The organism is Stenotrophomonas sp. 05N37 (assembly GCF_056397365.1).
This window is the reverse complement of record NZ_JBFTNG010000002.1, coordinates 618,224-638,501: the sequence shown is the minus strand read 5'-3', so window position 1 is coordinate 638,501 and position 20,278 is coordinate 618,224. Positions and strand designations below refer to the sequence as shown.

The window sequence follows — 20,278 nt, the reverse complement described above, 5'->3', positions numbered from 1 at the left end:
AGCAAGAAGGCCGTCCTGCCCTGCCCTGCCGGGGCCATCCGCCCCGACAAACGGAAACGGCCGGGTTTCCCCGGCCGTTCTTTTTCCATTTCCTCTACGTCAGTTCATCAGAACTGGTAGCGGAAGCCCAGCTGCACCGACCACTGCGAGACACCGACGTCGAAGCCGTCGGCGTCATTGTTGGCCACTGCCGGCAGGTCCGCGCCACGGAAGTTGTACACGTACTTGCCGTCCTTGATGCCCTGCAGGGTGGCCACACGCGCATCGGCGAAGAAGCCGTAGTCGTAGATGTTGCCCCAGTCCTTGTTGATCATGTTGCCGACGTTCTGGATATCCAGCCAGATCTCCGACTTGTGACCCTTCATGAAGCCCGGCAGCTGCTGGCTGACACGGATGTCGAAGGTGTTGATCCAGCCGGTACGGAACTGGTTGGCCGGCGCATAGCTGCCTGCGTACTTGGCCAGCTGCGGGTTGTTGGCCAGCCATTCGTAGAACGACTTCTCCATCGCCGCATCCGGGGTGAAGTTGCTGCCCACCAGGTTGCCGAACAGCACATCGCCCGGGCCGGTCGGCACGTAGAACAGGTCGTTCGCGGAACGGTTGTCGCCGTTTGCATCGTTCACGTAGACGTAGCTGTACGGACGGCCGCTGCGGCCTTCGTACACCAGACCGATCTTGGTTTCGTAGTCACCGAAGAACTTGTGCTTCCAGTTCAGACCACCCGACAGGCGGTCGCGGATCTGGTAGCGCGAGGTGTTCTCGATGTTGTCGTTGGCGTTGAAGGCGTACTGGTAACCCCAGCCCGAGCTGGCGGTGGAGCTGGTCAGCGAGCCCACTTCGGTCGCGTCCGTGTAGGTGTAGCCGATGTTCCACGACCAGTCGCTGGCGGCATCCCACGGCTTGGTCAGCGAGACCGTGAACTGCGAGGTGCGACCCTTGTCGGTGTTCGCAATCTCGTACACGGCGTCGTAAGCCTGGTTGCGTCCAGCGCGGGCATTGCCCGTGGCCCAGGCCGAACCGGTGCTGCCAGTGGAGTAGTACATGTCACGGCCGTCCGGACCCTGATACTGCACCGGGCCCAGGTTCAGGTTCTTGTAGTACAGGGCGTCCTTGACCTTGGTGACCAGCAGCTCGGCCGAGGCCACGATGCCGTACCACGGGGTCTCGTGATCCAGGGCCAGGTTGGCCTTGTACACCGACGGCATGTTGAAGTCGCTGCTGACGAAGTTCACGTTCTGCCGGTTGGAGCCTGCGGTGTTGGGAACCGGCTGGCTATCCTTGTTCGGGTTGAACGGCAGCGCCGCGTTGTAGGCGGTGTAGGTGTAGACCGAGTTGTTGAAGCCGGTCGTCGAGTAGCTGTTGCTCAGCCACACCTGCGGGGCATCACCCTGGAACAGGCCCACGCCGCCGCGCAGCTGGGTCGGGCGATCGGTGTCGAAGGTGTAGTTGAACCCGGCGCGCGGCTGGATCAGGAACTTGTTGCTCAGCACATCGCTGTTGTCGAGGCCGAAGAACTGCGACGCCGTCGCGTTGTACGTCGGCGCCGGGGAGGTATCGGCACGGTCCGCACGCAGGCCCAGGGTCAGGGTCAGGTTGTTGTTGACATACCAGGTGTCCTGCACGAACAGGGCCAGGTTGCTGAACTTGTAGTCAGCCGGAATCGAACCCGGGCTGCGTTCCGGGTTGTAGTTGTAGCTGCTCCAGCGGCCGGCAGCGAAATTGTCCAGGCCGTAGAAGGTGTACGCGCCCCACGAGTTGGCGCCGAAGTAGTTGTAGATGTCGTTGGTGTCGTACGACGCACCGAACTTGACGTCGTGGTCACCCAGGGTCCAGGTGCCGGCAGCGTAGTAGTTCCACGCCTTGGTCTCGAGGATGTTGTCCTGCGAGTTGACTTCGGTACCGAGGTACAGCGAATCGCCGGTCGGCGAAGCCTGGGTGCCCTGGAAGAAGATGCGGATGCTCGGCGCGTCGGTGGAGACGTTACGGATCGCAGAGTACTCGCGGTACGAGGCCTTCAGTTCGGTGGAGAAGTTGTCCGACCAGTCGCTGAACAGCTGGGCGACGTAGCTCTCGTTGGTCTTGTCGTGCTGGTACCAGTACGAGCTCAGCGAGGCCGTGCTGGTGGACATGCCGTTGATGCGCAGCTTGCTCTGGTCGATCTTGCTGTAACGGATGTTGGCACGGTGGTTGTCGCTGATGTTCCAGTCCAGCTTCAGCGCGTACTCTTCCATCTCCGTATCGCCGTTGCTTTCCAGGCCGCCGGCGTTGATGCCGTAGCCCTGCGCGATCTGCTGCGCACGGGTCACGTCGGCCAGGGTGAACTGCGGGTTGGCCTTGCCCAGCGCGGTGCCGCTGATGTCGGCGCCCGGGGCGGCCTGCTTGAACTTTTCGTAGTTGGCGAAGAAGAACAGCTTGTCCTTCACGATCGGGCCGCCCACGGTCATGCCGTAGGTTTCTTCCTTGGTGAAGCCGTTGAACGGCTTGCCTTCCGGGTTGTCGCCGAACCAGTCGCCGTCACGGTAGGTGCCGTACACCGAGCCGTGGAATTCGTTGGTACCGGACTTGGTCACCGCGTTGACGGTGGCACCGGCGGCGGCCGCGATGCTGACGTCGTAGTTGGACAGGTTGATGTCCAGTGCTTCGATGGCTTCCATGGCGACCGGCTGGCGGCGGGTCGGCATGTTGTTGCCTTCCAGGCCGAAGGTGTCGCTGGCCGAGACGCCGTCGATGCTGATCGAGTTGAAGCGCGGGTTCTGGCCACCGGCCGAGATCGAGCCCGAGGCGCGGTCGATGAAGGTGACGCGCGGATCCAGGCGCATCAGATCCTGGATGTTGCCGCCGATGGACGGGGCAACTTCGATCTGCTGCTGGCTGATGTTGGTGCCCGAGCCCATCTTGGTGGCGCTGAACACTTCCGAGCCGGCGGCGACGGCAACCACCTGCACGGCGTCCAGGTTGGTCGCGGCCAGGTCGCCGGTCAGGGCGGCGTTGACGGTACCGGTCTGGTTGACGCCCAGGTACACGCCGTCTTCGGTCTTGGTGCCTTCACCGGACTTGGTGATGGTGATGGTGTACGGACCACCCACGCGCAGGCCGCGCGCGTTGTAACGACCCGCCGCATCGGTGGTCGCACGGCTGACCGTGCCCGACTCGGTGTGCGTGATGGTGACTTCGGCACCGGCAACAGGCGAACCTGAGGCGGACGTGACCTGACCGCCGACACCGGCAGAGGTGCTCTGGGCGAAGGCGGGAGCGGCAGCAAGTGCGGCCACGAGACCAAGGGTGAGCTTGGACATCCGGAGACAACGTGAGTGGGTCATTGGGGAGTAGCCTCGATGCGAGATTGGCGATGGCGGAGAAAAAAACGCGCCCAAGCAGCCTTGCTGGCGGCTGACTGGACTTTTATCTGGGTTCCCTAGCCGAGGGCTGGTTTCAGCCGCAACGGTTAACACTAGATTAACACGGTAGCGCTGGATTGTGACGGTTTGGCGACAAAACACACGCCATCACAACGCTATCGTGACGCCATCTTCACATTCGACCGTGATCGGCTGAATGGGACGCGGGGTGTGCAGGTTAGGCGGGAAACACTGCGGAGATGTGACCGGGGCGGGTTGCCGGGGAGCAGGCCTGCGGCCCGCACGGCCTTGTCAGGCGTCCACGATCTGGCCGCGGTGGGCGGCACCGGCGGCCGAAAGCAGCAGCACCGCGCTGGCGGCGCAGTCGACCGGGTCGCGGGCGCTGCGGTCCTCGTCCAGCGAGAAGGCACGGGCGCGCAGCGCAGTGCGCATCGGGCCCGGCTGCAGGCCACTGACCCGCACCGGGCTGCGGCCGAGTTCGTCGTGCAGGCTGGCGATCAGGCCGCGCAGCCCGTGCTGGGCCGCGCCGTAGCCGCCCCAGTAGGCCTGCCCTACCCGCGCCGGGTCGTCCACGGTGAACACCAGCGCGGCGTCGTCGCGCTGGCGCAGCAGCGGCAGGCAGGCCTGGGCCAGCCACGCCGGGGCGGTGAGGTTGACGTGCACCGCGCGGGCGAAGGCGCCCGGGTCGGCCAGCTCGAAGGGGGTCAGGCCGGCGAAATCGGCGGCGCAGAACAGCAGGCCGTCCAGCCGGCCCAGCTCGGACTGCAGGCGCTCGGCCAGGGCGGCGTAGTCGTCTGGGGTGGCCCCTTCCAGGTCCAGCGGGTACAGCAACGGTTCCGGCCCCACCGCCTGCACGGCGGCGTAGACCCGGTCCAGCCGGCGCGGCTTGCGCCCCAGCAGGACCACGGTGGCCCCCGCGGCGGCGCAGGCCACCGCGGCGGCACTGCCGAAGCCGCCGCCGGCACCGGCAATGAGAATGACGCGATCGGCGAGCGATCCAGTCCCGACCGCGACGGACGGGACGGCACTCATGCCTGCGATGCCTCTTCGACGATGCGCTTGAGTTCGCCGGACTCGAACAGCTCCAGCACGATGTCGCAGCCACCGATCAGCTCGCCGTGGATGAACAACTGCGGGAAGGTGGGCAGGTTGGAGAAACGCGGCAGGTTGGCCCGCACCTCCGGCTCCTCGAGCACGTTGACCGTGCGCAGGGCGACGGCGCCGGCCGCCATCAGGGCCTGGATGGCCCGGCTGGAGAAACCGCACATGGGGTACTGCGGGGTGCCCTTCATGAACAACACGAGGGGGTAACGTTCCACTTCGGACTGGATCTGCTGCATCACCGCCACAACGACTCTCCCTGCAGGTGGGACAACCCGACCTGGCCGGTCGGCTAGACTTCCCTCAGCGCCATTGTAAGCCTTCCGGCGCCCCTCTCCCCAATCCGTCGCGAGCCATGCCCCTCGAACTGCCCCGCCTGCCCTACGACCGTACCGCCCTGCAGCCGCACCTGTCGGCCGAGACGCTGGACCTGCACCACGGCCGCCACCATCGCGGTTATGTCGAGGCGGTCAACGCGCGTATCGACGGCACCGAGCTGGCCGAACTGCCGCTGGAGGACATCGTGCGGCAGAGCCAGGGCAGCCTGTTCGATGCCGCCGCCCAGGCCTGGAACCATGCCTTCTACTTCCAGTGCCTGCATCCGCGCGGCGGCGGTGACCCGAAGGACCGCCTGGCCGAACTGGTGACCCGCCACTTCGGCGACATCCGCCGCCTGCGCGAGGAGTTCGACCGCGCCGCGCTGGGCCTGTTCGGCTCGGGCTGGGTGTGGCTGGTGCAGCACCCGACCGGTGCGCTGGCGATCCAGGCCACGCGCAACGCCGGTACCCCACTGACCGGGCAGAGCAGGCCGCTGCTGGCCTGCGACGTGTGGGAACACGCGTATTACACCGACTACCAGAACGAGCGCGCGCGCTACCTGGAGGCGTTCTGGAAGCTGGTCAACTGGGACTTCGTGGCCGCGCAGCTGCGGGATTGACGCCCAGGCTGCCGGGGGTGTGAGGCGCCGGCGAGTGGCCGGCCCTGCCGGTTTCCTCGCCGTTGGTTCCGCCGCAGTCGGTTGGGGGGCGCGGGCGCGCAGGCCGCGCGCCCGCGTCAGCTGCGCAGCGCAGCGATCACCGGGGCGACCTGGGCGGTGCGGTCCAGCTGCGCACCGACCGCGTCCAACGCGTCGGCCAAGGCCTGCGCATCGGCGTCGCGCAGCGTGGCATGGCCGACCTTGCGACCGGCGCGCGGCTGCTTGCCGTAGTCATGCCAATGCCCGCCCGGCTGGCCGAGTACGGCGGCCGCCTCGGGCATGGCCCCGAGCCAGTTGAGCATGCAGGCATGGCCGAGCATGCGCGTGTCGCCCAGCGGCAGGCCGAGCACGGCACGCAGGTGGTTCTCGAACTGCGATGTTTCGCTGCCTTCGATGGTCCAGTGGCCCGAGTTGTGCACGCGCGGGGCCATCTCGTTGACCAGCAGCTCATCGCCCCGGCAGAACAGCTCCAGCGCGAACACGCCCACGTAATCCAGGCGCTCGGCCAGGGCGCGCGCATGGCCGATGGCCCGTTCGTGCAGCGCCGGGCTCAACTGGGCCGGTGCCAGGCTGGCCGACAGCACGCCGTCGACGTGCCAGTTGCCGGTCACCGGCCAGGCGCGGAACTCGCCGTCGCGGCCGCGCACGGCCACCACGCTCACTTCGCGATCGAAGGCGACGAAGCCCTCCAGGATCAGCCCGGTCTTCTCGACGTAATCCCCCAGGGTGACCCAGGCGGCATCGATGTCGGCCGCGCTGCGGATGCGGAACTGGCCCTTGCCGTCATAGCCCAGGCGACGGGTCTTGACGATGCAGGGCATGCCGAACTCGGCCACCCTGGCGGCAAGCTCGTCGCGGCTGCGGATGTCGGCGAACGGCGGCAGCGGGATGCCCAGCTGCTGGAACAGGGTCTTCTCGCTGAGCCGGTCCTGGGCCACCGCCAGCGCATCCGGATGGGGATGCACCGGCACGCGCGCGGCCAGAAAGCGGGCGCTGTGCGCCGGCACGTTCTCGAAATCGAAGGTGACCACGTCCACCCGCGCGGCGAACGCGGCCAGCGCCGCCTCATCCTCGAAGGCCGCCACCTGCAGCGGTGCCAGCTGCGCGCCACAGGCATCGGCAGCGGGGTCGAACAGTTCGAAGCGCAGGCCCAGCGGAGCGCCGGCCAGCACCATCATGCGGGCCAGCTGCCCGCCGCCGAGGATGCCAACGGTCTTCATGGTCATTGACGCGGATCGTCGTGGGCCATGACGTCTTCGGTCTGGCGGGCGCGGAAGGCGTCCAGGGCCTGGCCGATCGCCGGCTGGTCCGAGGCCAGCATGGCGGCGGCGAACAGCGCCGCGTTGGAGGCGCCGGCATTGCCGATGGCGAAGGTGGCGACCGGGACGCCGGCTGGCATCTGCACGATCGACAGCAGCGAATCCATGCCGTTGAGGGCCTTGGACTGCACCGGCACGCCCAGCACCGGCACGGCGGTCTTGGCCGCGATCATGCCCGGCAGGTGGGCCGCGCCCCCGGCACCGGCGATGATGGCACGCAGGCCGCGCCCGCCGGCCTGCTCTGCATAGGTGAACAGCACGTCCGGCGTACGGTGCGCCGAGACCACTTTCACTTCGTAGGGAACGCCGAGCGCATCGAGCTTCTGGGCGGCGTGCTGCATGGTTTCCCAGTCGGAGCGGGAACCCATGACGATGCCGACGAGCGGCGCGGATTGGTTGGGGGTCATTGGCCGTCACCTGCCTTAAAGACGTATTCTAGCCATCTTCCACGCAAGACGAAGAATCCATGGATCGCAAGCTGCTTGACCTGCTGTGTTCGCCGGACACCCGCCAGCCCCTGTCCCTGCTCGATGCCAAGGGCCTGGAGGCACTCAACCGCGCCATCGGCGCCGGCGCCGTGGTCAAGGCCGACGGCAGTACGCAGGCCCTGGCCCTGCGCGAAGCGCTGCTGACCCGCGACCGCAAGCAGGTGTTCCGCGTCGACGACGGCATCCCGGTGCTGCTGGCCGAAGAGGCCATCGCGACCGCCCAGATCGCCGATTTCCCGGAAAAATGAGTCCGGCCGTGCTTGGGGCACCCGATGCCGCCGTGGTCGCGGCCGATGTGGCGCGTGCACTGGCCGAGGACATCGGCAGCGGGGATGTCACCGCCGCGCTGCTGCCCGACCGCCCTGACAGCGCCTATCTGCTGTGCAAGCAGGATGCGGTGATTGCCGGCCGGCCGTGGTTCGACGCCACCCACCGCGCGCTGGACCCGGAGGTGCGCATCGAGTGGCGCGTGGCCGAGGGCGACGCGGTGGTCGCCGGCACGGTGCTGGCGATCCTGCACGGGCGCAACCGCAGCCTGGTCAGTGCCGAGCGCACCTCGCTGAATTTCCTGCAGACCCTGTCCGGCACCGCCACGACCACCGCGCGCCACGTGGCGGCCGTGGCCGGCACCGGCGCGCGCATCCTGGACACCCGCAAGACCCTGCCGGGACTTCGCCTGGCGCAGAAGTACGCGGTGCGCTGCGGCGGCGGCGACAACCACCGGATGGGGTTGTTCGATACGGTGATGCTGAAGGAAAACCACATCCGCGCCGCCGGCTCGCTGACTGCGGCGGTGCAGGCGGCACGGTCGCAGTGGCCGCAGTTGCCGCTGGTGGTGGAGGTCGAAGACCTCGACCAGCTGCGCGAGGCGCTGGCGGTCGGCTGCGAGCGCATCCTGATCGACGACTTCGACGCGGAGATGCGCCGCGAGGCCGTGCGGATCGCCGCTGGCGCGATTCCGCTGGAAGTGTCCGGCAGCGTCGGCCTGGAAGGCCTGCGTGCGATCGCCGAGGACGGGGTGGACTGCATCTCGATCGGCGGGCTGACCAAGCATGTGCAGGCGATCGACCTGTCGTTGAAACTGGGCCCGCCGCCAGGCTGATGCGCGTGTCGACCTGCGGTCGACACCGACCGCAGGGGTCGTGCCGGCCGTGGGCCGGCTCCCCGCGTCGGTCGGGCGCCGGGCAATGACCGGCGCCACCCGGGCGTGTCGGCGCGACGCGTGCATCCGCCCCCCTGCTTTCACGGCACGGGCAGATCGGGTCTGCGAGGCTTGCCCTGCCCCCACCCGGAGAGCGCGCATGCGCCCCTTGCTCCTGCTTGCGTGCCTGTCGCCGCTGGCGACGCTGCTGCCGACCACCGCACTCGCCGCCGAGGTCTGCGATATTCCTCCGCGCTTCGGCCTGAGCCCGCTGGCGGTGAGCGTCGTGCAGACCGCCTGCAACGAACACCGCCTCTGGTACCGCCCCTTCATCGATCGCGATGGCCGCGCGGCCAGCCTGAGCGTGACCGAGGCCGAGGACGTGCACCTGGCCGACAACGGCCTGGTGGCCTGGCAGCGCGTGGTCGGCTACTGGCGGCAGAGCGGCACGCTGTCACCGATGGGCAACCAGCCCGGCGCGTCGAGCTGCATGGCCCCGCCGGGGACGCGCTACACCGACACCGACTGCCGTGCCTTCCTGGTCGACAACCCGTGGTCGGCCGCCTTCATTTCCTGGGTGATGACCCGCGCCAGCGTGCCCGGCTTCACCCGCTCGCCGCGCCACATCGACTACATCCGCGCCGCCTACCAGAACAGCGGGCCGTACCGGATGGCCGATCCTGCGCAGGAAAAACCGGCGCCGGGCGACCTGCTGTGCTACCTGCGCGACCGGCGCGAGACGCTGAGCTACAGCGGGCTGGTGCGGTCGCTGGGCAGCGGCGCGGTGACGCACTGGAAATCGCACTGCGAAGTGGTGATCGCCGCCAACATGGGCGGCGACCACACCCTGTACCTGATCGGCGGCAATGTGATGAACACGGTGGCGATGCGCAAACTCGGCCTGGACCGCAGCGGCCGGATCGAGCTGCCGCCGGCCAAGGCCTCGGCCAGCGACGGGGTCGATCCGGGCTGCACGCCCGGGCGCGAGGAGGAATGCAGCTTCAACCGGCAGGACTGGGCGGCGCTGCTGAAGCTGGTGGCCACCGCGCCGGCGACGTTGCCGACGGGCGCCGCGGAGCCGGCGATCCTGCCCGGTACCGGGACGACGGCACCGCCGATGGCAGCCCCGGCTTCCCAGGCACCGATCCGAGCGCCCACCGTGGTGCCGCCACGTCCGCCGCTGCCGAACGCGAACCCGACCCCGCTACCGCCAGCGAGCCCGACGCCTGCTCCCACTCAGCCACCGACACCGGTCCCGCCACCACGCACGCCCTGATCGCGATCGCGCGGCTGGCTTGATCCGCACCGCGTTCGTCGCCATCTTGGAGGTTCGACCTCCTTGACCGCACCGAGTCGCCGATGCCCAGTTTGATCCTGTTGATGATTGGCGGCGCGCTCGCCTACGCGTTCTGGAATTCCTCGCGGGCCGCCGCCGAGCGCGCCGGTCAACTCGGGCGCAATGCCTGCCGCGCCGCCGATGTGCAATGGCTGGACCAGAGCGTGCATGGCACCGGCCTGCGCGTCTGCCGCAAGCCGAACGGCTGGCTGGGCTGGGAGCGCACGTTCAAGTTCGAGTATTCGCACGACGGCGTGGACCGGCATACCGGGCGCATGGTGCTGCGGGGTGACGAACTGGTGGCGTTCGTGGGGCCGTCGGCGGCGCGGATCAGCGAGATCCGGCGTGGGGTGGATACCAGCGGGGCCGAAGACGCGTGAGCCGCCGACCATCGCTCGGCGCCCCAACAAAATGGCCGCCTTGCGGCGGCCACGGATGCGTTACTTGACCACGCGCAGGTGCGGGCGGCCGCTCGGCTTGGGCGGGGTGTCATCCGGCGGCGTCGGGGTGTCGTCGGGTGGCAGCGCATCGTCCGGCCCGGGATCGTGGCCGGGGATATCGTCCGGCAGCGCCATGCCCTGCCCGGTCTCGCGGGCATACACGGCCAGTACCGCCGAGATCGGCACCTGCACCGGGTAGCTGGTGCCGGAGAAGCGCGCCGAGAAGCTCACGCTGTCATTGTCGATGTGCAGGCGCACGACGGCGCGCTCGGCGATGTTCAACACCACCCTGCCATCCTTGACCGCGCTCTGCGGCACCTGCACGCCGGGCATGCCGGCGTCGACCAGGATGTGCGGCGTCAGGTCGTTGTCGTTGATCCATTCCACCAGGGCCCGAAGCAGGTACGGGCGGTGGCTGGTCATGCGGAAAGTGTCTTCTGTCATGGGGTAGAGCCGAGCCATGCTCGGCTGTTTTGATCCGGATTGCCTGCCGCAAGTGTACGCGCCCGCACCCGCGCCGGTCAGCACCCACGCGCCCGGCGTAAAGCGTCGATGCAGTCGATGGCCCGGTGGGGCCGGCTCAGCTGGGCAGATCGCGCAGCTTCTTTTCCTGGTCGGTCAGGCTGCGGATGAACCCCGGATGGCGGAAGATGCGGTTGCCGTAATCCTCGATCGACTTGCCGTCCTTGGGCAGCGCCACGTCCAGCGACTGCAGCCGCCAGATGATCGGCGCCATCGCGCAGTCGGCCAGGCTCATTTCCGGATTGAGGAAGAACTTGCTGGCCTTGAACAGCGGTACCGCACTGGTCAGCAGCTCTTTCAGGCGCTTGCGCCCGGCCTCGGCCTGGGTCTTGTTGCCGAGCTGGATGGCCTGCACCTGCGGCACCCAGTCGTGCTCGATGCGCAACATCGCCAAGCGGATGCGCGCGCGCGAGAGCGGGTCGACCGGCATCAGCGGCGGGTGCGGGTAGCGCTCGTCGAGGTACTCGCTGACCACGGACGCCGCATACAGCACCAGTTCGCGCTCGACCAGGGTCGGCACCGAGTGGTACGGATTGAGGTCGATCAGATCCTCGGGCGGGTTCTGCGGGTCGACCGGAACGAAGTCGTAGGTCACGCCCTTGGCCGCCAGTACCAGGCGCACGCGATGGCACAGGACATCGTCGTTCGAGGAAAACAGCGTCAGGGTGTTCCGCATGCGTACGCTCGCCGCCATCAAAGGCTCTCCAACGACCGGTAACCGCCGGTCGTATCGGCGCCGCCAGCCCATTGCCAGCGGTCGTCACAGTACCCGAGTGTGCAACTGCCCATCACAAAAGCCAATAGGCTGATCGACCCGTGGTCGGATCGATCGATGCTCGGCGGCGCGATGATGCTCAGTGCACGTCCTTCCAGTATTCCTTCTTGAGCAGGTACGCCAGGAAGGTGAGCAGGGCCAGGAACAGGATCACCCACACGCCGAGCTTCTGGCGCTTGAGCGCGGCCGGTTCGCCGGCGTACTCGAGGAAGTTGGTGATGTCGCGCACGTTCTGGTCGTACTCGGCAGCACTCACGTTGCCCGGCTGTTCGATCGTCAGCCCGGTCACCGGCGCGTCGGCGCCGGGACTCTCCGGCTTGCCATGCACGGCGTGCTGCAGGCCCTGCATCTCCCACAACGGGTTGGGCATGGAGGCGTTGGGGAACAGGCGGTTGTTCCAGCCCAGCGGCCGGCTCGGGTCGAGGTAGAACGACTTGAGGTAGGTGTAGATCCAGTCGCTGCCGCGCACGCGCGAGATCAGGCTGAGGTCCGGCGGCATCTTGCCGAACCATTTTTCAGCCTGCGCCTTGGGCAGGGTGACCGGCACCGGCTCGCCGATCGGCACGCCGGTGAAGTTGAGGTTGGTCATGACCTCTTCTTCGCTCAGCCCCAGGTCCTGCCCCATCCGCGAATAGCGCAGGTATTTGAGCGCGTGGCAGCCGGAACAATAGTTCATGTACAGCTGCGCGCCGCGCTGCAGCGAGGCGCGGTCGCCGAGGTCGTTGCCGGCCTGCAGCGTCGCACCGCCTTCGGCGGCGCCGGCCAGGCTGCTGGCCAGCATCATGGCGGCCGCGCAGGCCAGCCGGACAATCCAGTGGTCAGTCATGCGTGGTCACCCGATCCGGTACCGGTTTGGTCCTGTCCAGCCTGGTCCATACCGGCATGGTGATGAAGAAGGCGAAATACAGGAAGGTCAGCACGCGCCCGACGTAGGTTTCGTGCGCGTCGGTACCCGGTCCCGAGCCGATCACGCCCAGCCAGACGAAGCACACCGCGAACACGCCCAGCAGGGCGCGCGACAGCCAGCCGCGGTAGCGGTAGGACTTCACCCGCGCGCGGTCCAGCCAGGGCACCAGGAACAGGATCGCGATCGCCGAGAACATCACGATCACGCCGCCCAGCTTGTTGGGCACCACCCGCAACATCGCGTAGTACGGGGTGTAGTACCAGACCGGCTTGATGTGTTCGGGCGTGACCAGGCGGTTGGCCTCGGTGAAGTTGTCATGCTCCAGGAACAGGCCGCCGAAGGCCGGGGCGAAGAAGATGATGAAGGCGGCGATGACCAGCAGGAAGCCGGCGCCCACCCCGTCCTTGAGCGTGTAGTACGGATGGAACGGGATGCCGTCGGTGGGCGCGGTGGCCGACCAGCGGTTGCCCTTCGGGCCCTTCTTGATCTCCACGCCGTCGGGGTTGTTGGACCCCACTTCGTGCAGCGCCCCCAGGTGCAGCACCACCAGCAGCAACAGCACCAGCGGCAGGGCGATCACGTGCAGGGCGAAAAAGCGGTTGAGGGTGGCGTCGCTGGGCAGGTAGTCGCCCATGATCCATTCGGTCAGGCCGGTGCCGATCACCGGGATCGCGCCGAACAGCGAGATGATCACCTTGGCGCCCCAGAACGACATCTGGCCCCACGGCAGCACGTAGCCCATGAAGGCTTCGGCCATCAGCACCAGGTAGATCAGCATGCCGAGGATCCACACCAGTTCGCGCGGTTTCTGGTAGCTGCCGTACAGCAGCCCGCGGAACATGTGCAGGTAGACCACGATGAAGAACAGCGAGGCACCGGTGGAGTGCATGTAGCGGATCAGCCAGCCCCATTCGACATCACGCATGATGTATTCGATGGAGTTGAACGCCTCGGCCGCACTGGTCTTGTAGTGCATGGTGAGGAAGATGCCGGTCACGATCTGGTTGACCAGGATCAGCAGCGCCAACGAACCGAAGTAGTACCAGAGGTTGAAGTTCTTCGGCGCGTAGTACTCGCTCACGTGCTTGCGGTACACCGGCATCAGGCCGGGGGCGCGTGCGTTGACCCAGTCGGCCACGCCGGTGGCGGTGCGGGTAAGGATGTTGGCCATGATCAAGCCGCCCCCTGCGGGTCAACGCCGATGATGATGGTGTTGTCGTCCTGGTAATGGTGCGGCGGCACCAGCAGGTTGATCGGCGCCGGGACATCCTTGAACACGCGACCGGACATGTCGAAACGCGATTTGTGGCAGGGGCAGAAGTAGCCGCCCTTCCACTGCGGGTCGTAGGGCTCGGGGCGGATCTCGGCGACCATCTCCGGCGAACAGCCGAGGTGGGTGCACAGCCCGACCAGGACCGAGACCTCGGACTTGATCGAGCGGAATTCGGGATTCTGCTTGAGCACGTACGCGGGCTGCTGGTCCTTCTCGCCCGACTCGGGATCCTTCAGGCGGCCGTCCAGGCCGTGCAGCGCCTCCAGGATCGCCTTGGAGCGCTTGACGATCCAGATCGGCTGCCCACGCCACTCCATGACCAGTCGCTGGCCTTCCTGCAGGGCGCTGATATCGGCAATCACAGGGGCACCGGCCAGTTTGGCGCGGGCGCTGGGATTCCAGGACTTGATGAACGGTACCGCTGCAAATCCGACGCCGACCGCTCCGACCACCGCAGTGGTTGCTGAAAGGAATCGTCGACGTCCGGTGTTGACTGGATCGTTTACCCCATCGTTGGCCATCCGGCACTCCGATATTGATTTAGGTAGCTTGAGGCTGCCAGTGGACCGGTGGGGGCCAGTCCACATTGAATCAGCCGCGAGTGTAGCTGAACCGAAGTCGGCCACACAACGCGGTACTACGGAACCACATCACGACACGACATTACGGCATGAAGGCCGGTCAGCGCCATCGGCGCGACGGCTCATTGGGTGGTGGCCTGCGCACCACGATAGCGTTCGGCCAGCTGCGCCACCCGCTTCACGTAGTACTGGGTCTCGCTGTAGGGCGGAACGCCGCCGTGGCGGTCGACCGCGCCTTCGCCGGCGTTGTAGCCGGCGGCGGCCAGGGTGAGGTTGCCGTTGAAGCGCTTGAGCAGCCACGACAGGTATTGCACCCCGCCACGGATGTTCTGCGCTGCGTCATAGGAATCGGTGACGCCGAAGCGGCGCGCGGTGGGCGGCATCAGCTGCATCAGGCCCTGCGCGCCGGCGCGGCTGAGCGCGGTGGGGTTGTAGGCCGACTCGGCGTGGATGATGGCGCGTACCACGGCCTCCTCGACCCCGAACTCGCGCGCCGCGGCGGCGATCTCGGTCTGGAAGGCGGTGGTGTTGAGCCGCACCGAGCCGAAGTTGACCCCGGGGTTGGCGCCACAGGCGTAGCAGCGCTCGATGAAGCTGTAGTGGATGGTGCGGACCTGGCCGAGGCTGGCCAGCTGGGTGGGCCGGGCGCTGGTGTAGTGGCGCACCCCGTCCTTCATGTACGAATAGACCTGGCCGTTGACCACGCGCCCGGCCTTGCCGGTGCGCGCGGCCGGGGCCGCCCCAGGCGCCGTCAGCACGGTGGCCGGCTGGGCCAGGGCCGTGGCGGTGAGGGCGACGCCGGCGCTGGCCCCGTCGGCCGGGGGCTGCGCCGGGGGCGTGGCTGCACCGGCGGTGACGCTCGGGGCCGGCGCCGGGGCGGCAACGGCGGCCGGCACCTGGCGCCGCGGGGCGGTGCGGTCGGGGCGGTAACTGCTGACCACGCTGCAGGCCGCCCCGGAGATGCGCTTGCTGACGTAGCTGGGCACGCCGTCGCCGCCGACACACTTGTACAGCGTGCCCGCACTGGCCGGCATAGCGGTCAGCGCAGCCAAGGCCAGCGCAAAGATCCCCAAGATCCCCTTCATGGGCGCGAGTGTCCCAAGTTAACGGAGCGTTGCCAAGTCCTTCACGCCCCGGCGGCCCCGGGCGCCCTTCCCGGCTACAATGCGCGGCTACTCCGCAGCCTTCCGGCTGCCTGCCCGCCCACCCGACTGGAATAAGCGCCATGACCGGGACGCCAGCTTCGACCGTGCCGACTTCGGCCGGCTCCGCCCTGCCTGCCTCCGCCTCGCCCGATTCACCCCGCCCCGACCTGATCCCCCTGCCCGGTAGCCGGCCGCAGGTGAACGGCCCGGTGCGCGGCAAGCTGTACATCAAGACCCACGGTTGCCAGATGAACGAGTACGACTCGTCCAAGATGGCCGACGTGCTCGCCGCTGCCGAAGGCCTGGAGCTGACCGACGACCCGGCCGAGGCCGACGTCCTGCTGATGAACACCTGCTCGATCCGCGAGAAGGCCCAGGAAAAGGTGTTCAGCCAACTGGGTTATTGGAAGGCGCTGAAGAACAACGGCCGCGGCGTGATCATCGGCGTGGGCGGCTGCGTTGCCTCGCAGGAAGGCGAGGCGATCATCAAGCGGGCCCCGCACGTGGACCTGGTGTTCGGCCCGCAGACGCTGCACCGGCTGCCCGAACTGATCCGGCAACGGCGCGAATCGGGCAAGTCGCAGGTGGACATCAGCTTCCCGGAGATCGAGAAGTTCGACCGCCTGCCGGAGCCCCGCGCCGAAGGCGGCTCGGCCTTCGTGTCGATCATGGAGGGCTGCTCCAAGTACTGCTCGTTCTGCGTGGTGCCCTACACGCGCGGTACCGAGGTGAGCCGCCCGTTCGAGGACGTGGTGGTGGAAGTGGCGCAGCTGGCCGCGCAGGGCGTGCGCGAGATCAACCTGCTGGGCCAGAACGTCAACGCCTACCGTGGCCCGTATGGCGACGGCGAGTTCGCCGACCTGGGCCTGCTGATCCGCACCATCGCCGAGATCGACGGCGTCGGCCGGATCCGGTTCACCACCTCGCACCCGTTGGAGTTCAGCGACTCGCTGGTGGACGCCTACCGCGACGTGCCCCAGCTGGCCAACTTCCTGCACCTGCCGGTGCAGGCCGGCAGCGACCGCGTCCTGTCGGCGATGAAGCGCGGCTACACCGCGCTGGAGTTCAAGGCCAAGATCCGCAAGCTGCGCGCCGTGCGCCCGGACATCTCGATCAGCTCGGACTTCATCGTCGGCTTCCCCGGCGAGACCGATGCCGATTTCGAAAAGACCATGACGCTGATCGAAGACATCGGCTTCGACCACAGCTTCTCCTTCATCTACTCGCGCCGTCCCGGCACCCCGGCCGCGGACCTGGAAGACACGATCAGCGATGCCGAGAAGCATGCGCGGCTGTCGCGCCTGCAGGCGCGGATCAACGCGCATGCCGCGAGCATCTCCGAGAAGATGGTCGGCACCGTGCAGACCGTGCTGGTGGAGGGCCCGTCGCGGCGCGACCCGAACGAGCTGACCGGCAAGACCGAAAACATGCGCTCGGTGAACTTCCCGGGGCATCCGCGCCTGGTCGGGCAGTTCGTGGACGTGGTGATCACCGAGGCGTACAGCAATTCGCTGCGCGCACGGATGGTGACGGCCTGACGGCGCGTGCCGGCCACTGGCCGGCTGCACCTCGACGTCGAACGCAGGCCGGCGCATCGCAGCGCCGGCCTTCAGCGGCGCCGGTCAATCCAGGCGCTTGCGGAACCGCAGGATGGCCAGGGTCATCATCACCCCGATGAAGCCCAGCAGGGCCAACACCTCCGGCCACAGCTCCCACCAGCGGGCGCCGCGCAACATGATGCCGCGCACCAGGCGCAGGAAATGGGTGAGCGGGAGCACCTCGGCCAGCCACTGCACCGGGCGGGGCATGCCGGCAAACGGGAACATGAAGCCGGACAGCAGGATCGACGGCAGGAACACGAACATCGTCATCTGCATCGCCTGGAACTGCGACTGCGCCTTGGTCGAGATGAGCAGGCCGAGCGCCAGGTTGGCGGTGATCAACAGCATCGCGGCCAGGTAGACATCCAGCACGCTGCCACGCACCGGCACGTCGAACAGCCACATGCCCAGCAGCAGCACCAGGGTGGTCTGGATGAGCCCGATCACCGCATAGGGCAGCACCTTGCCGATCATCAGTTCGCTGCTGCTCAAGGGCGTGGCGATCAACAGTTCCATGTTGCCGCGCTCGCGTTCGCGCACGATCGCCACCGCGGTGAACATCACCATCGTCATGGTGAGGATGATGCCGATCAGGCCGGGCACGATGTTGATCGCCGAGCGCCGCTGCGGGTTGTAGAACGCCACCACGCTGACCTGCCCGGCACTGCCGACCGCGCCGGCGCGCAGCGGCCGGTCGTTGGCCAGCGGCTGGGACTGCAGCGGCACCTGGGCCAACTGCACCGCCGCGCTCTGCACCACCGTGTCGCTGCCGTCGACCAGCACCTGCACCGCTTCGCGGCCCTCGTAACGACGTCGCTCGAAGTCCGGCGGGATCACCACGCCGATGCTGATCCGGCCTTCGCGCAGCGCGTGCATCAGCGCGTCCGGGGTGTCCACGCGCAGGGTCGGGGTGATCACGTCGGTGGCGACCATGTCCATCAGCAGCGCGCGCGAGGCCGAGGTATTGGCCTCGTCGGCGATGCCGGTGTCGAGATGGCGCAGGTTGAGGTTGATCGCATAGCCGAACAGCACCAGCTGCATCACCGGGATGCCCACGATCATGGCCAGGGTGACGCGGTCGCGACGCATCTGGCGCAGCTCCTTGAGCACGATCGCCCACAGCCGGCGCGGCTTCATGGCGCCGGCACCGATGCCGGCGCGTCCTCGCGGCCGCGGGTGGCCGAAACGAACACGTCTTCCAGGTTGGCGGCCACCTGCGTAACCTCCGCGCCCTGCCCGTCGCCGCGCAGCGCCTGGCGGATCCGCTCCTCGCCTTCGCCCGGGTGCGCCAGCAGCACGCGCAGGGTGTTGCCGATCTGGGCCACGCTGAGCACCCCGGGCAGGCCGGCAAGCAGGCGCTGTGCCTGGCGCGGCTGGCGGGCCATCACCGCCAGGGTGCGGCCCTGCAGCGCGGCGGTGAGTTCGGCCGGGCTGCCGTCGGCGACCAGCACGCCCTGGTCGAGGATGGCCAGGCGATGGCAACGCTCGGCCTCGTCCATGTAGTGGGTGGAGACCAGCAGGGTGGTACCTGCGTCGGCCAGGTCGAACAGTTTTTCCCAGAAATCACGCCGCGACTCCGGGTCGACCGCACTGGTGGGCTCGTCCAGGAACAGCAGCTCCGGCTGCTGGATCACCGCACCGGCCAATGCCAGGCGCTGTTTCTGGCCGCCGCTCATGGTGCCGGCCAACTGCTTCTGCCGGTCCTGGAAGTGGTACTGCTCGACCAGTGCGTCGATGCGCTGGCGGGCCGCCGCGCGCGGGATGTCCTGCACGGCGGCGAGGAACTCCAGGTTTTCGCGCACGCTGAGGTCATCGAACAGGGAGAAGCGCTGGGTCATGTAGCCGATGCGCCGGCGCAGGTCTTCCGCCTGCTCGGGAATGCGCAGGCCGAGGACGTCGATGTCGCCCTCGCTGGGCGTGAGCAGGCCGCACAGCATGCGGATGGTGGTGGATTTGCCCGACCCGTTCGGCCCGAGGAACCCGTACACCGTGCCAGCCGGCACGCTCAGGTCGACATGGTCGACCGCCACGAGCGCGCCGAAGCGCTTGGTCAGCCCGCGCGCACGGATGGCGAGGGCGTCCTCGCCCTGGCCAGGGCCCGCATCGGCAGCGGCAGCAGCAGGCGGCACGGTGTTCAGAACCGCACCTGCAGGGGCATGCCCGCCGGCAGGTTGGCCATGCGCGCCGGGTCGTTGTCCGCGCTCAGTTCGATTTCGGCCAGCCAGCTCAACCGCGCGGCATCGCCGCCGCTCAAGGCGTAGTACGGGGTGAAGCCTGGATCGCTGCGGATGCTGCGCACGCGGCCGGACAGCGTGCCGTCGCGGCCCTGCAACTGGATGTGCGCGGCCTGCCCCACCCGGACCTGCAGGCGCAGTGCCTGCGGCAGGTAGACACGGGCATAGGGGCGCTCACCCACCAGCATCACCACCAGCGGCGCACCAACCGGCGGCTGGTCGCCGAGCTTGTAGGGCAGCGCGTCGACCAAGCCATCGCGCGGGGCCAGCAGGTCCAGTTTGCGCAGGGTCACCGCCTGCGCGGCAGCCTGCGCCTGGGCGGCCTGCAGCGCCGCTTCGCCCTGCGCCACCTGTTCCACCCGGGTGCCGTGCTGCAGCGCCAACAGCGCCTGCTCGGCCGCGCGCACCGCGCCCTGTGCATTGCCGGCGGCGGCGCGCGCCCGATCGACGTCGGCGGCCGCCACCAGGCGCTGGCGCCCCAGGGGTTGCAGGCGCGCGTAGTACGCCGACGCATCGGCCGCCTGCGCGCGCGCCGCGCCCAGCGTGGCCTGCGCCTGCGCGATGTCTTCGCTGCGCGGCCCATTGCGCAGCTCCTGCAGCGCTTCGCCCGCCTGCTGCGCCTGCGCCTGCAATGCCTGCAGCTGCGCCGCCGTGCGGGTGGGTTCCAACTGCAGCAGCGCGGCCCCGGCGCGGACCCGTTGGCCTTCGCGCACCTGCAGGGCCACGATGGTTTCCGCCGCCGGTGCCGGCACGCTGATGCGGTCCCATTCCAGCGTGCCCAAGGCAACGGGGTCATGCTCGGCGCAGGCCGCAAGCAGCACGAGCATCGCGGCCAGCGGCAGCCAGCGGAGGGACACCCATGCATGCCTGGACATCGGTCGGCCTCGGCGGAGGAGATGCGTCGTCACCTTGCGCACACCTCCGTGAAGGGGGGTCAGCGCAACGCGGGCATGGTCATGAAATGATCACGCCGCCGCAGCCCTTGCCACCGTTGGGGCGCGCTCGCTTATCCACATGTTTCTCCAGCAACCACCCACAGTGGCTGTGGATGAACGCGGCGTGCGTGGCTGTTTTTTGACC

20 protein-coding genes are annotated in these 20,278 nt (G+C 68.1%); 6 read left to right on the top strand and 14 right to left on the bottom strand.

Annotation, left to right across the window (positions count from 1 at the left end; all coding sequences use genetic code 11):
* Positions 1 to 107: 107 nt before the first annotated feature.
* The 3 genes from AC1DGC_RS09485 to grxD form a co-directional block, all read right to left on the bottom strand.
* Complete coding sequence (locus AC1DGC_RS09485) at positions 108 to 3,296, bottom strand: TonB-dependent receptor (RefSeq protein ID WP_259204369.1); 3,189 nt, start codon at positions 3,294 to 3,296, stop codon at positions 108 to 110.
* Between the two features lie 354 nt (positions 3,297 to 3,650).
* A complete protein-coding gene (locus AC1DGC_RS09480; RefSeq protein WP_394164677.1) occupies positions 3,651 to 4,391 on the bottom strand; it encodes an SDR family NAD(P)-dependent oxidoreductase in 741 nt (246 codons plus the stop codon).
* Positions 4,388 to 4,708, bottom strand: coding sequence for a Grx4 family monothiol glutaredoxin (gene grxD, locus AC1DGC_RS09475; RefSeq protein ID WP_259204358.1), 321 nt, complete (start codon positions 4,706 to 4,708; stop codon positions 4,388 to 4,390). Before grxD ends, AC1DGC_RS09480 begins: the two co-directional genes overlap by 4 nt.
* A 107-nt stretch (positions 4,709 to 4,815) precedes the next feature.
* Here grxD and AC1DGC_RS09470 point away from each other — a divergent pair, with 107 nt between their 5' ends.
* Positions 4,816 to 5,397, top strand: coding sequence for a superoxide dismutase (locus tag AC1DGC_RS09470; RefSeq protein WP_259204357.1), 582 nt, complete (start codon positions 4,816 to 4,818; stop codon positions 5,395 to 5,397).
* A 116-nt stretch (positions 5,398 to 5,513) separates the two neighbouring features.
* On the opposite strand, the gene AC1DGC_RS09465 is transcribed toward AC1DGC_RS09470, so the two are convergent.
* Entirely contained in the window at positions 5,514 to 6,656 is a 1,143-nt protein-coding gene (locus tag AC1DGC_RS09465; RefSeq protein ID WP_478047812.1) for a 5-(carboxyamino)imidazole ribonucleotide synthase, read from the bottom strand.
* A 2-nt stretch (positions 6,657 to 6,658) separates the two neighbouring features.
* Positions 6,659 to 7,162 (bottom strand): 5-(carboxyamino)imidazole ribonucleotide mutase, encoded by a 504-nt coding sequence (gene purE, locus AC1DGC_RS09460; RefSeq protein WP_478047720.1) that lies wholly within the window; start codon positions 7,160 to 7,162, stop codon positions 6,659 to 6,661.
* Between the two features lie 59 nt (positions 7,163 to 7,221).
* Here purE and AC1DGC_RS09455 point away from each other — a divergent pair, with 59 nt between their 5' ends.
* From AC1DGC_RS09455 to AC1DGC_RS09440, 4 genes are all read left to right on the top strand, one after another.
* Positions 7,222 to 7,491, top strand: a complete 270-nt coding sequence (locus AC1DGC_RS09455; RefSeq protein ID WP_259204349.1) for a Trm112 family protein — start codon at positions 7,222 to 7,224, stop codon at positions 7,489 to 7,491.
* Positions 7,488 to 8,345 (top strand): carboxylating nicotinate-nucleotide diphosphorylase, encoded by an 858-nt coding sequence (gene nadC, locus AC1DGC_RS09450; RefSeq protein WP_478047719.1) that lies wholly within the window; start codon positions 7,488 to 7,490, stop codon positions 8,343 to 8,345. Before AC1DGC_RS09455 ends, nadC begins: the two co-directional genes overlap by 4 nt.
* Positions 8,346 to 8,544: 199 nt before the next feature.
* Positions 8,545 to 9,660 carry a DUF2272 domain-containing protein gene (locus tag AC1DGC_RS09445; RefSeq protein ID WP_478047718.1) on the top strand — a complete coding sequence of 372 codons (1,116 nt, stop codon included), beginning with the start codon at positions 8,545 to 8,547 and terminating at the stop codon, positions 9,658 to 9,660.
* An 83-nt stretch (positions 9,661 to 9,743) separates the two neighbouring features.
* Positions 9,744 to 10,100 carry a DUF3301 domain-containing protein gene (locus AC1DGC_RS09440; protein ID WP_478047717.1) on the top strand — a complete coding sequence of 119 codons (357 nt, stop codon included), beginning with the start codon at positions 9,744 to 9,746 and terminating at the stop codon, positions 10,098 to 10,100.
* A gap of 60 nt (positions 10,101 to 10,160) precedes the next feature.
* Here the strand turns inward: AC1DGC_RS09440 and AC1DGC_RS09435 are convergent, their stop codons facing one another.
* The 6 genes from AC1DGC_RS09435 to AC1DGC_RS09410 form a co-directional block, all read right to left on the bottom strand.
* Positions 10,161 to 10,604, bottom strand: a complete 444-nt coding sequence (locus tag AC1DGC_RS09435) for a ClpXP protease specificity-enhancing factor (protein ID WP_259204341.1) — start codon at positions 10,602 to 10,604, stop codon at positions 10,161 to 10,163.
* A 136-nt stretch (positions 10,605 to 10,740) separates the two neighbouring features.
* Entirely contained in the window at positions 10,741 to 11,376 is a 636-nt protein-coding gene (locus tag AC1DGC_RS09430; protein WP_259204340.1) for a glutathione S-transferase N-terminal domain-containing protein, read from the bottom strand.
* Between the two features lie 160 nt (positions 11,377 to 11,536).
* Positions 11,537 to 12,241: a cytochrome c1 gene (locus AC1DGC_RS09425; protein WP_394164704.1), complete on the bottom strand. Its 705-nt coding sequence runs from the start codon at positions 12,239 to 12,241 to the stop codon at positions 11,537 to 11,539.
* A gap of 34 nt (positions 12,242 to 12,275) precedes the next feature.
* Positions 12,276 to 13,535, bottom strand: a complete 1,260-nt coding sequence (locus tag AC1DGC_RS09420; protein ID WP_259204338.1) for a cytochrome b — start codon at positions 13,533 to 13,535, stop codon at positions 12,276 to 12,278.
* Positions 13,536 to 13,537: 2 nt separating this feature from the next.
* Positions 13,538 to 14,158 carry a ubiquinol-cytochrome c reductase iron-sulfur subunit gene (gene petA, locus AC1DGC_RS09415; RefSeq protein WP_478047716.1) on the bottom strand — a complete coding sequence of 207 codons (621 nt, stop codon included), beginning with the start codon at positions 14,156 to 14,158 and terminating at the stop codon, positions 13,538 to 13,540.
* Positions 14,159 to 14,340: 182 nt separating this feature from the next.
* Positions 14,341 to 15,303 (bottom strand): lytic transglycosylase domain-containing protein, encoded by a 963-nt coding sequence (locus AC1DGC_RS09410; RefSeq protein ID WP_478047715.1) that lies wholly within the window; start codon positions 15,301 to 15,303, stop codon positions 14,341 to 14,343.
* A gap of 140 nt (positions 15,304 to 15,443) precedes the next feature.
* On the opposite strand from AC1DGC_RS09410, the gene miaB reads away from it, so the two are divergent.
* Complete coding sequence (gene miaB, locus AC1DGC_RS09405) at positions 15,444 to 16,901, top strand: tRNA (N6-isopentenyl adenosine(37)-C2)-methylthiotransferase MiaB (protein ID WP_394164683.1); 1,458 nt, start codon at positions 15,444 to 15,446, stop codon at positions 16,899 to 16,901.
* A gap of 84 nt (positions 16,902 to 16,985) precedes the next feature.
* Here the strand turns inward: miaB and AC1DGC_RS09400 are convergent, their stop codons facing one another.
* The 3 genes from AC1DGC_RS09400 to AC1DGC_RS09390 form a co-directional block, all read right to left on the bottom strand.
* Positions 16,986 to 18,101, bottom strand: coding sequence for an ABC transporter permease (locus AC1DGC_RS09400; RefSeq protein ID WP_478047714.1), 1,116 nt, complete (start codon positions 18,099 to 18,101; stop codon positions 16,986 to 16,988).
* Positions 18,098 to 19,033 (bottom strand): ABC transporter ATP-binding protein, encoded by a 936-nt coding sequence (locus tag AC1DGC_RS09395; protein WP_449335046.1) that lies wholly within the window; start codon positions 19,031 to 19,033, stop codon positions 18,098 to 18,100. The genes AC1DGC_RS09400 and AC1DGC_RS09395 overlap by 4 nt, the downstream gene beginning before the upstream one ends.
* A gap of 65 nt (positions 19,034 to 19,098) precedes the next feature.
* Positions 19,099 to 20,073 carry an HlyD family secretion protein gene (locus AC1DGC_RS09390; RefSeq protein WP_449335031.1) on the bottom strand — a complete coding sequence of 325 codons (975 nt, stop codon included), beginning with the start codon at positions 20,071 to 20,073 and terminating at the stop codon, positions 19,099 to 19,101.
* Between the last annotated feature and the right edge of the window lie 205 nt (positions 20,074 to 20,278).

Bases quoted from the DNA above. Each gene is read 5' to 3' on its own strand.
- AC1DGC_RS09425 (WP_394164704.1), bottom strand. From the start codon at position 12,241: ATGATGCTGGCCAGCAGCCTGGCCGGCGCCGCCGAAGGCGGTGCGACG.
- AC1DGC_RS09465 (WP_478047812.1), bottom strand. From the start codon at position 6,656: ATGAAGACCGTTGGCATCCTCGGCGGCGGGCAGCTGGCCCGCATGATG.
- AC1DGC_RS09410 (WP_478047715.1), bottom strand. From the start codon at position 15,303: ATGAAGGGGATCTTGGGGATCTTTGCGCTGGCCTTGGCTGCGCTGACC.
- AC1DGC_RS09435 (WP_259204341.1), bottom strand. From the start codon at position 10,604: ATGACAGAAGACACTTTCCGCATGACCAGCCACCGCCCGTACCTGCTT.
- AC1DGC_RS09390 (WP_449335031.1), bottom strand. From the start codon at position 20,073: ATGTCCAGGCATGCATGGGTGTCCCTCCGCTGGCTGCCGCTGGCCGCG.
- AC1DGC_RS09430 (WP_259204340.1), bottom strand. From the start codon at position 11,376: ATGGCGGCGAGCGTACGCATGCGGAACACCCTGACGCTGTTTTCCTCG.
- purE (WP_478047720.1), bottom strand. From the start codon at position 7,162: ATGACCCCCAACCAATCCGCGCCGCTCGTCGGCATCGTCATGGGTTCC.
- nadC (WP_478047719.1), top strand. From the start codon at position 7,488: ATGAGTCCGGCCGTGCTTGGGGCACCCGATGCCGCCGTGGTCGCGGCC.
- AC1DGC_RS09420 (WP_259204338.1), bottom strand. From the start codon at position 13,535: ATGGCCAACATCCTTACCCGCACCGCCACCGGCGTGGCCGACTGGGTC.
- AC1DGC_RS09485 (WP_259204369.1), bottom strand. From the start codon at position 3,296: ATGTCCAAGCTCACCCTTGGTCTCGTGGCCGCACTTGCTGCCGCTCCC.
- AC1DGC_RS09455 (WP_259204349.1), top strand. From the start codon at position 7,222: ATGGATCGCAAGCTGCTTGACCTGCTGTGTTCGCCGGACACCCGCCAG.
- miaB (WP_394164683.1), top strand. From the start codon at position 15,444: ATGACCGGGACGCCAGCTTCGACCGTGCCGACTTCGGCCGGCTCCGCC.
- AC1DGC_RS09440 (WP_478047717.1), top strand. From the start codon at position 9,744: ATGCCCAGTTTGATCCTGTTGATGATTGGCGGCGCGCTCGCCTACGCG.
- AC1DGC_RS09445 (WP_478047718.1), top strand. From the start codon at position 8,545: ATGCGCCCCTTGCTCCTGCTTGCGTGCCTGTCGCCGCTGGCGACGCTG.
- AC1DGC_RS09480 (WP_394164677.1), bottom strand. From the start codon at position 4,391: ATGAGTGCCGTCCCGTCCGTCGCGGTCGGGACTGGATCGCTCGCCGAT.
- AC1DGC_RS09470 (WP_259204357.1), top strand. From the start codon at position 4,816: ATGCCCCTCGAACTGCCCCGCCTGCCCTACGACCGTACCGCCCTGCAG.
- petA (WP_478047716.1), bottom strand. From the start codon at position 14,158: ATGGCCAACGATGGGGTAAACGATCCAGTCAACACCGGACGTCGACGA.
- AC1DGC_RS09400 (WP_478047714.1), bottom strand. From the start codon at position 18,101: ATGAAGCCGCGCCGGCTGTGGGCGATCGTGCTCAAGGAGCTGCGCCAG.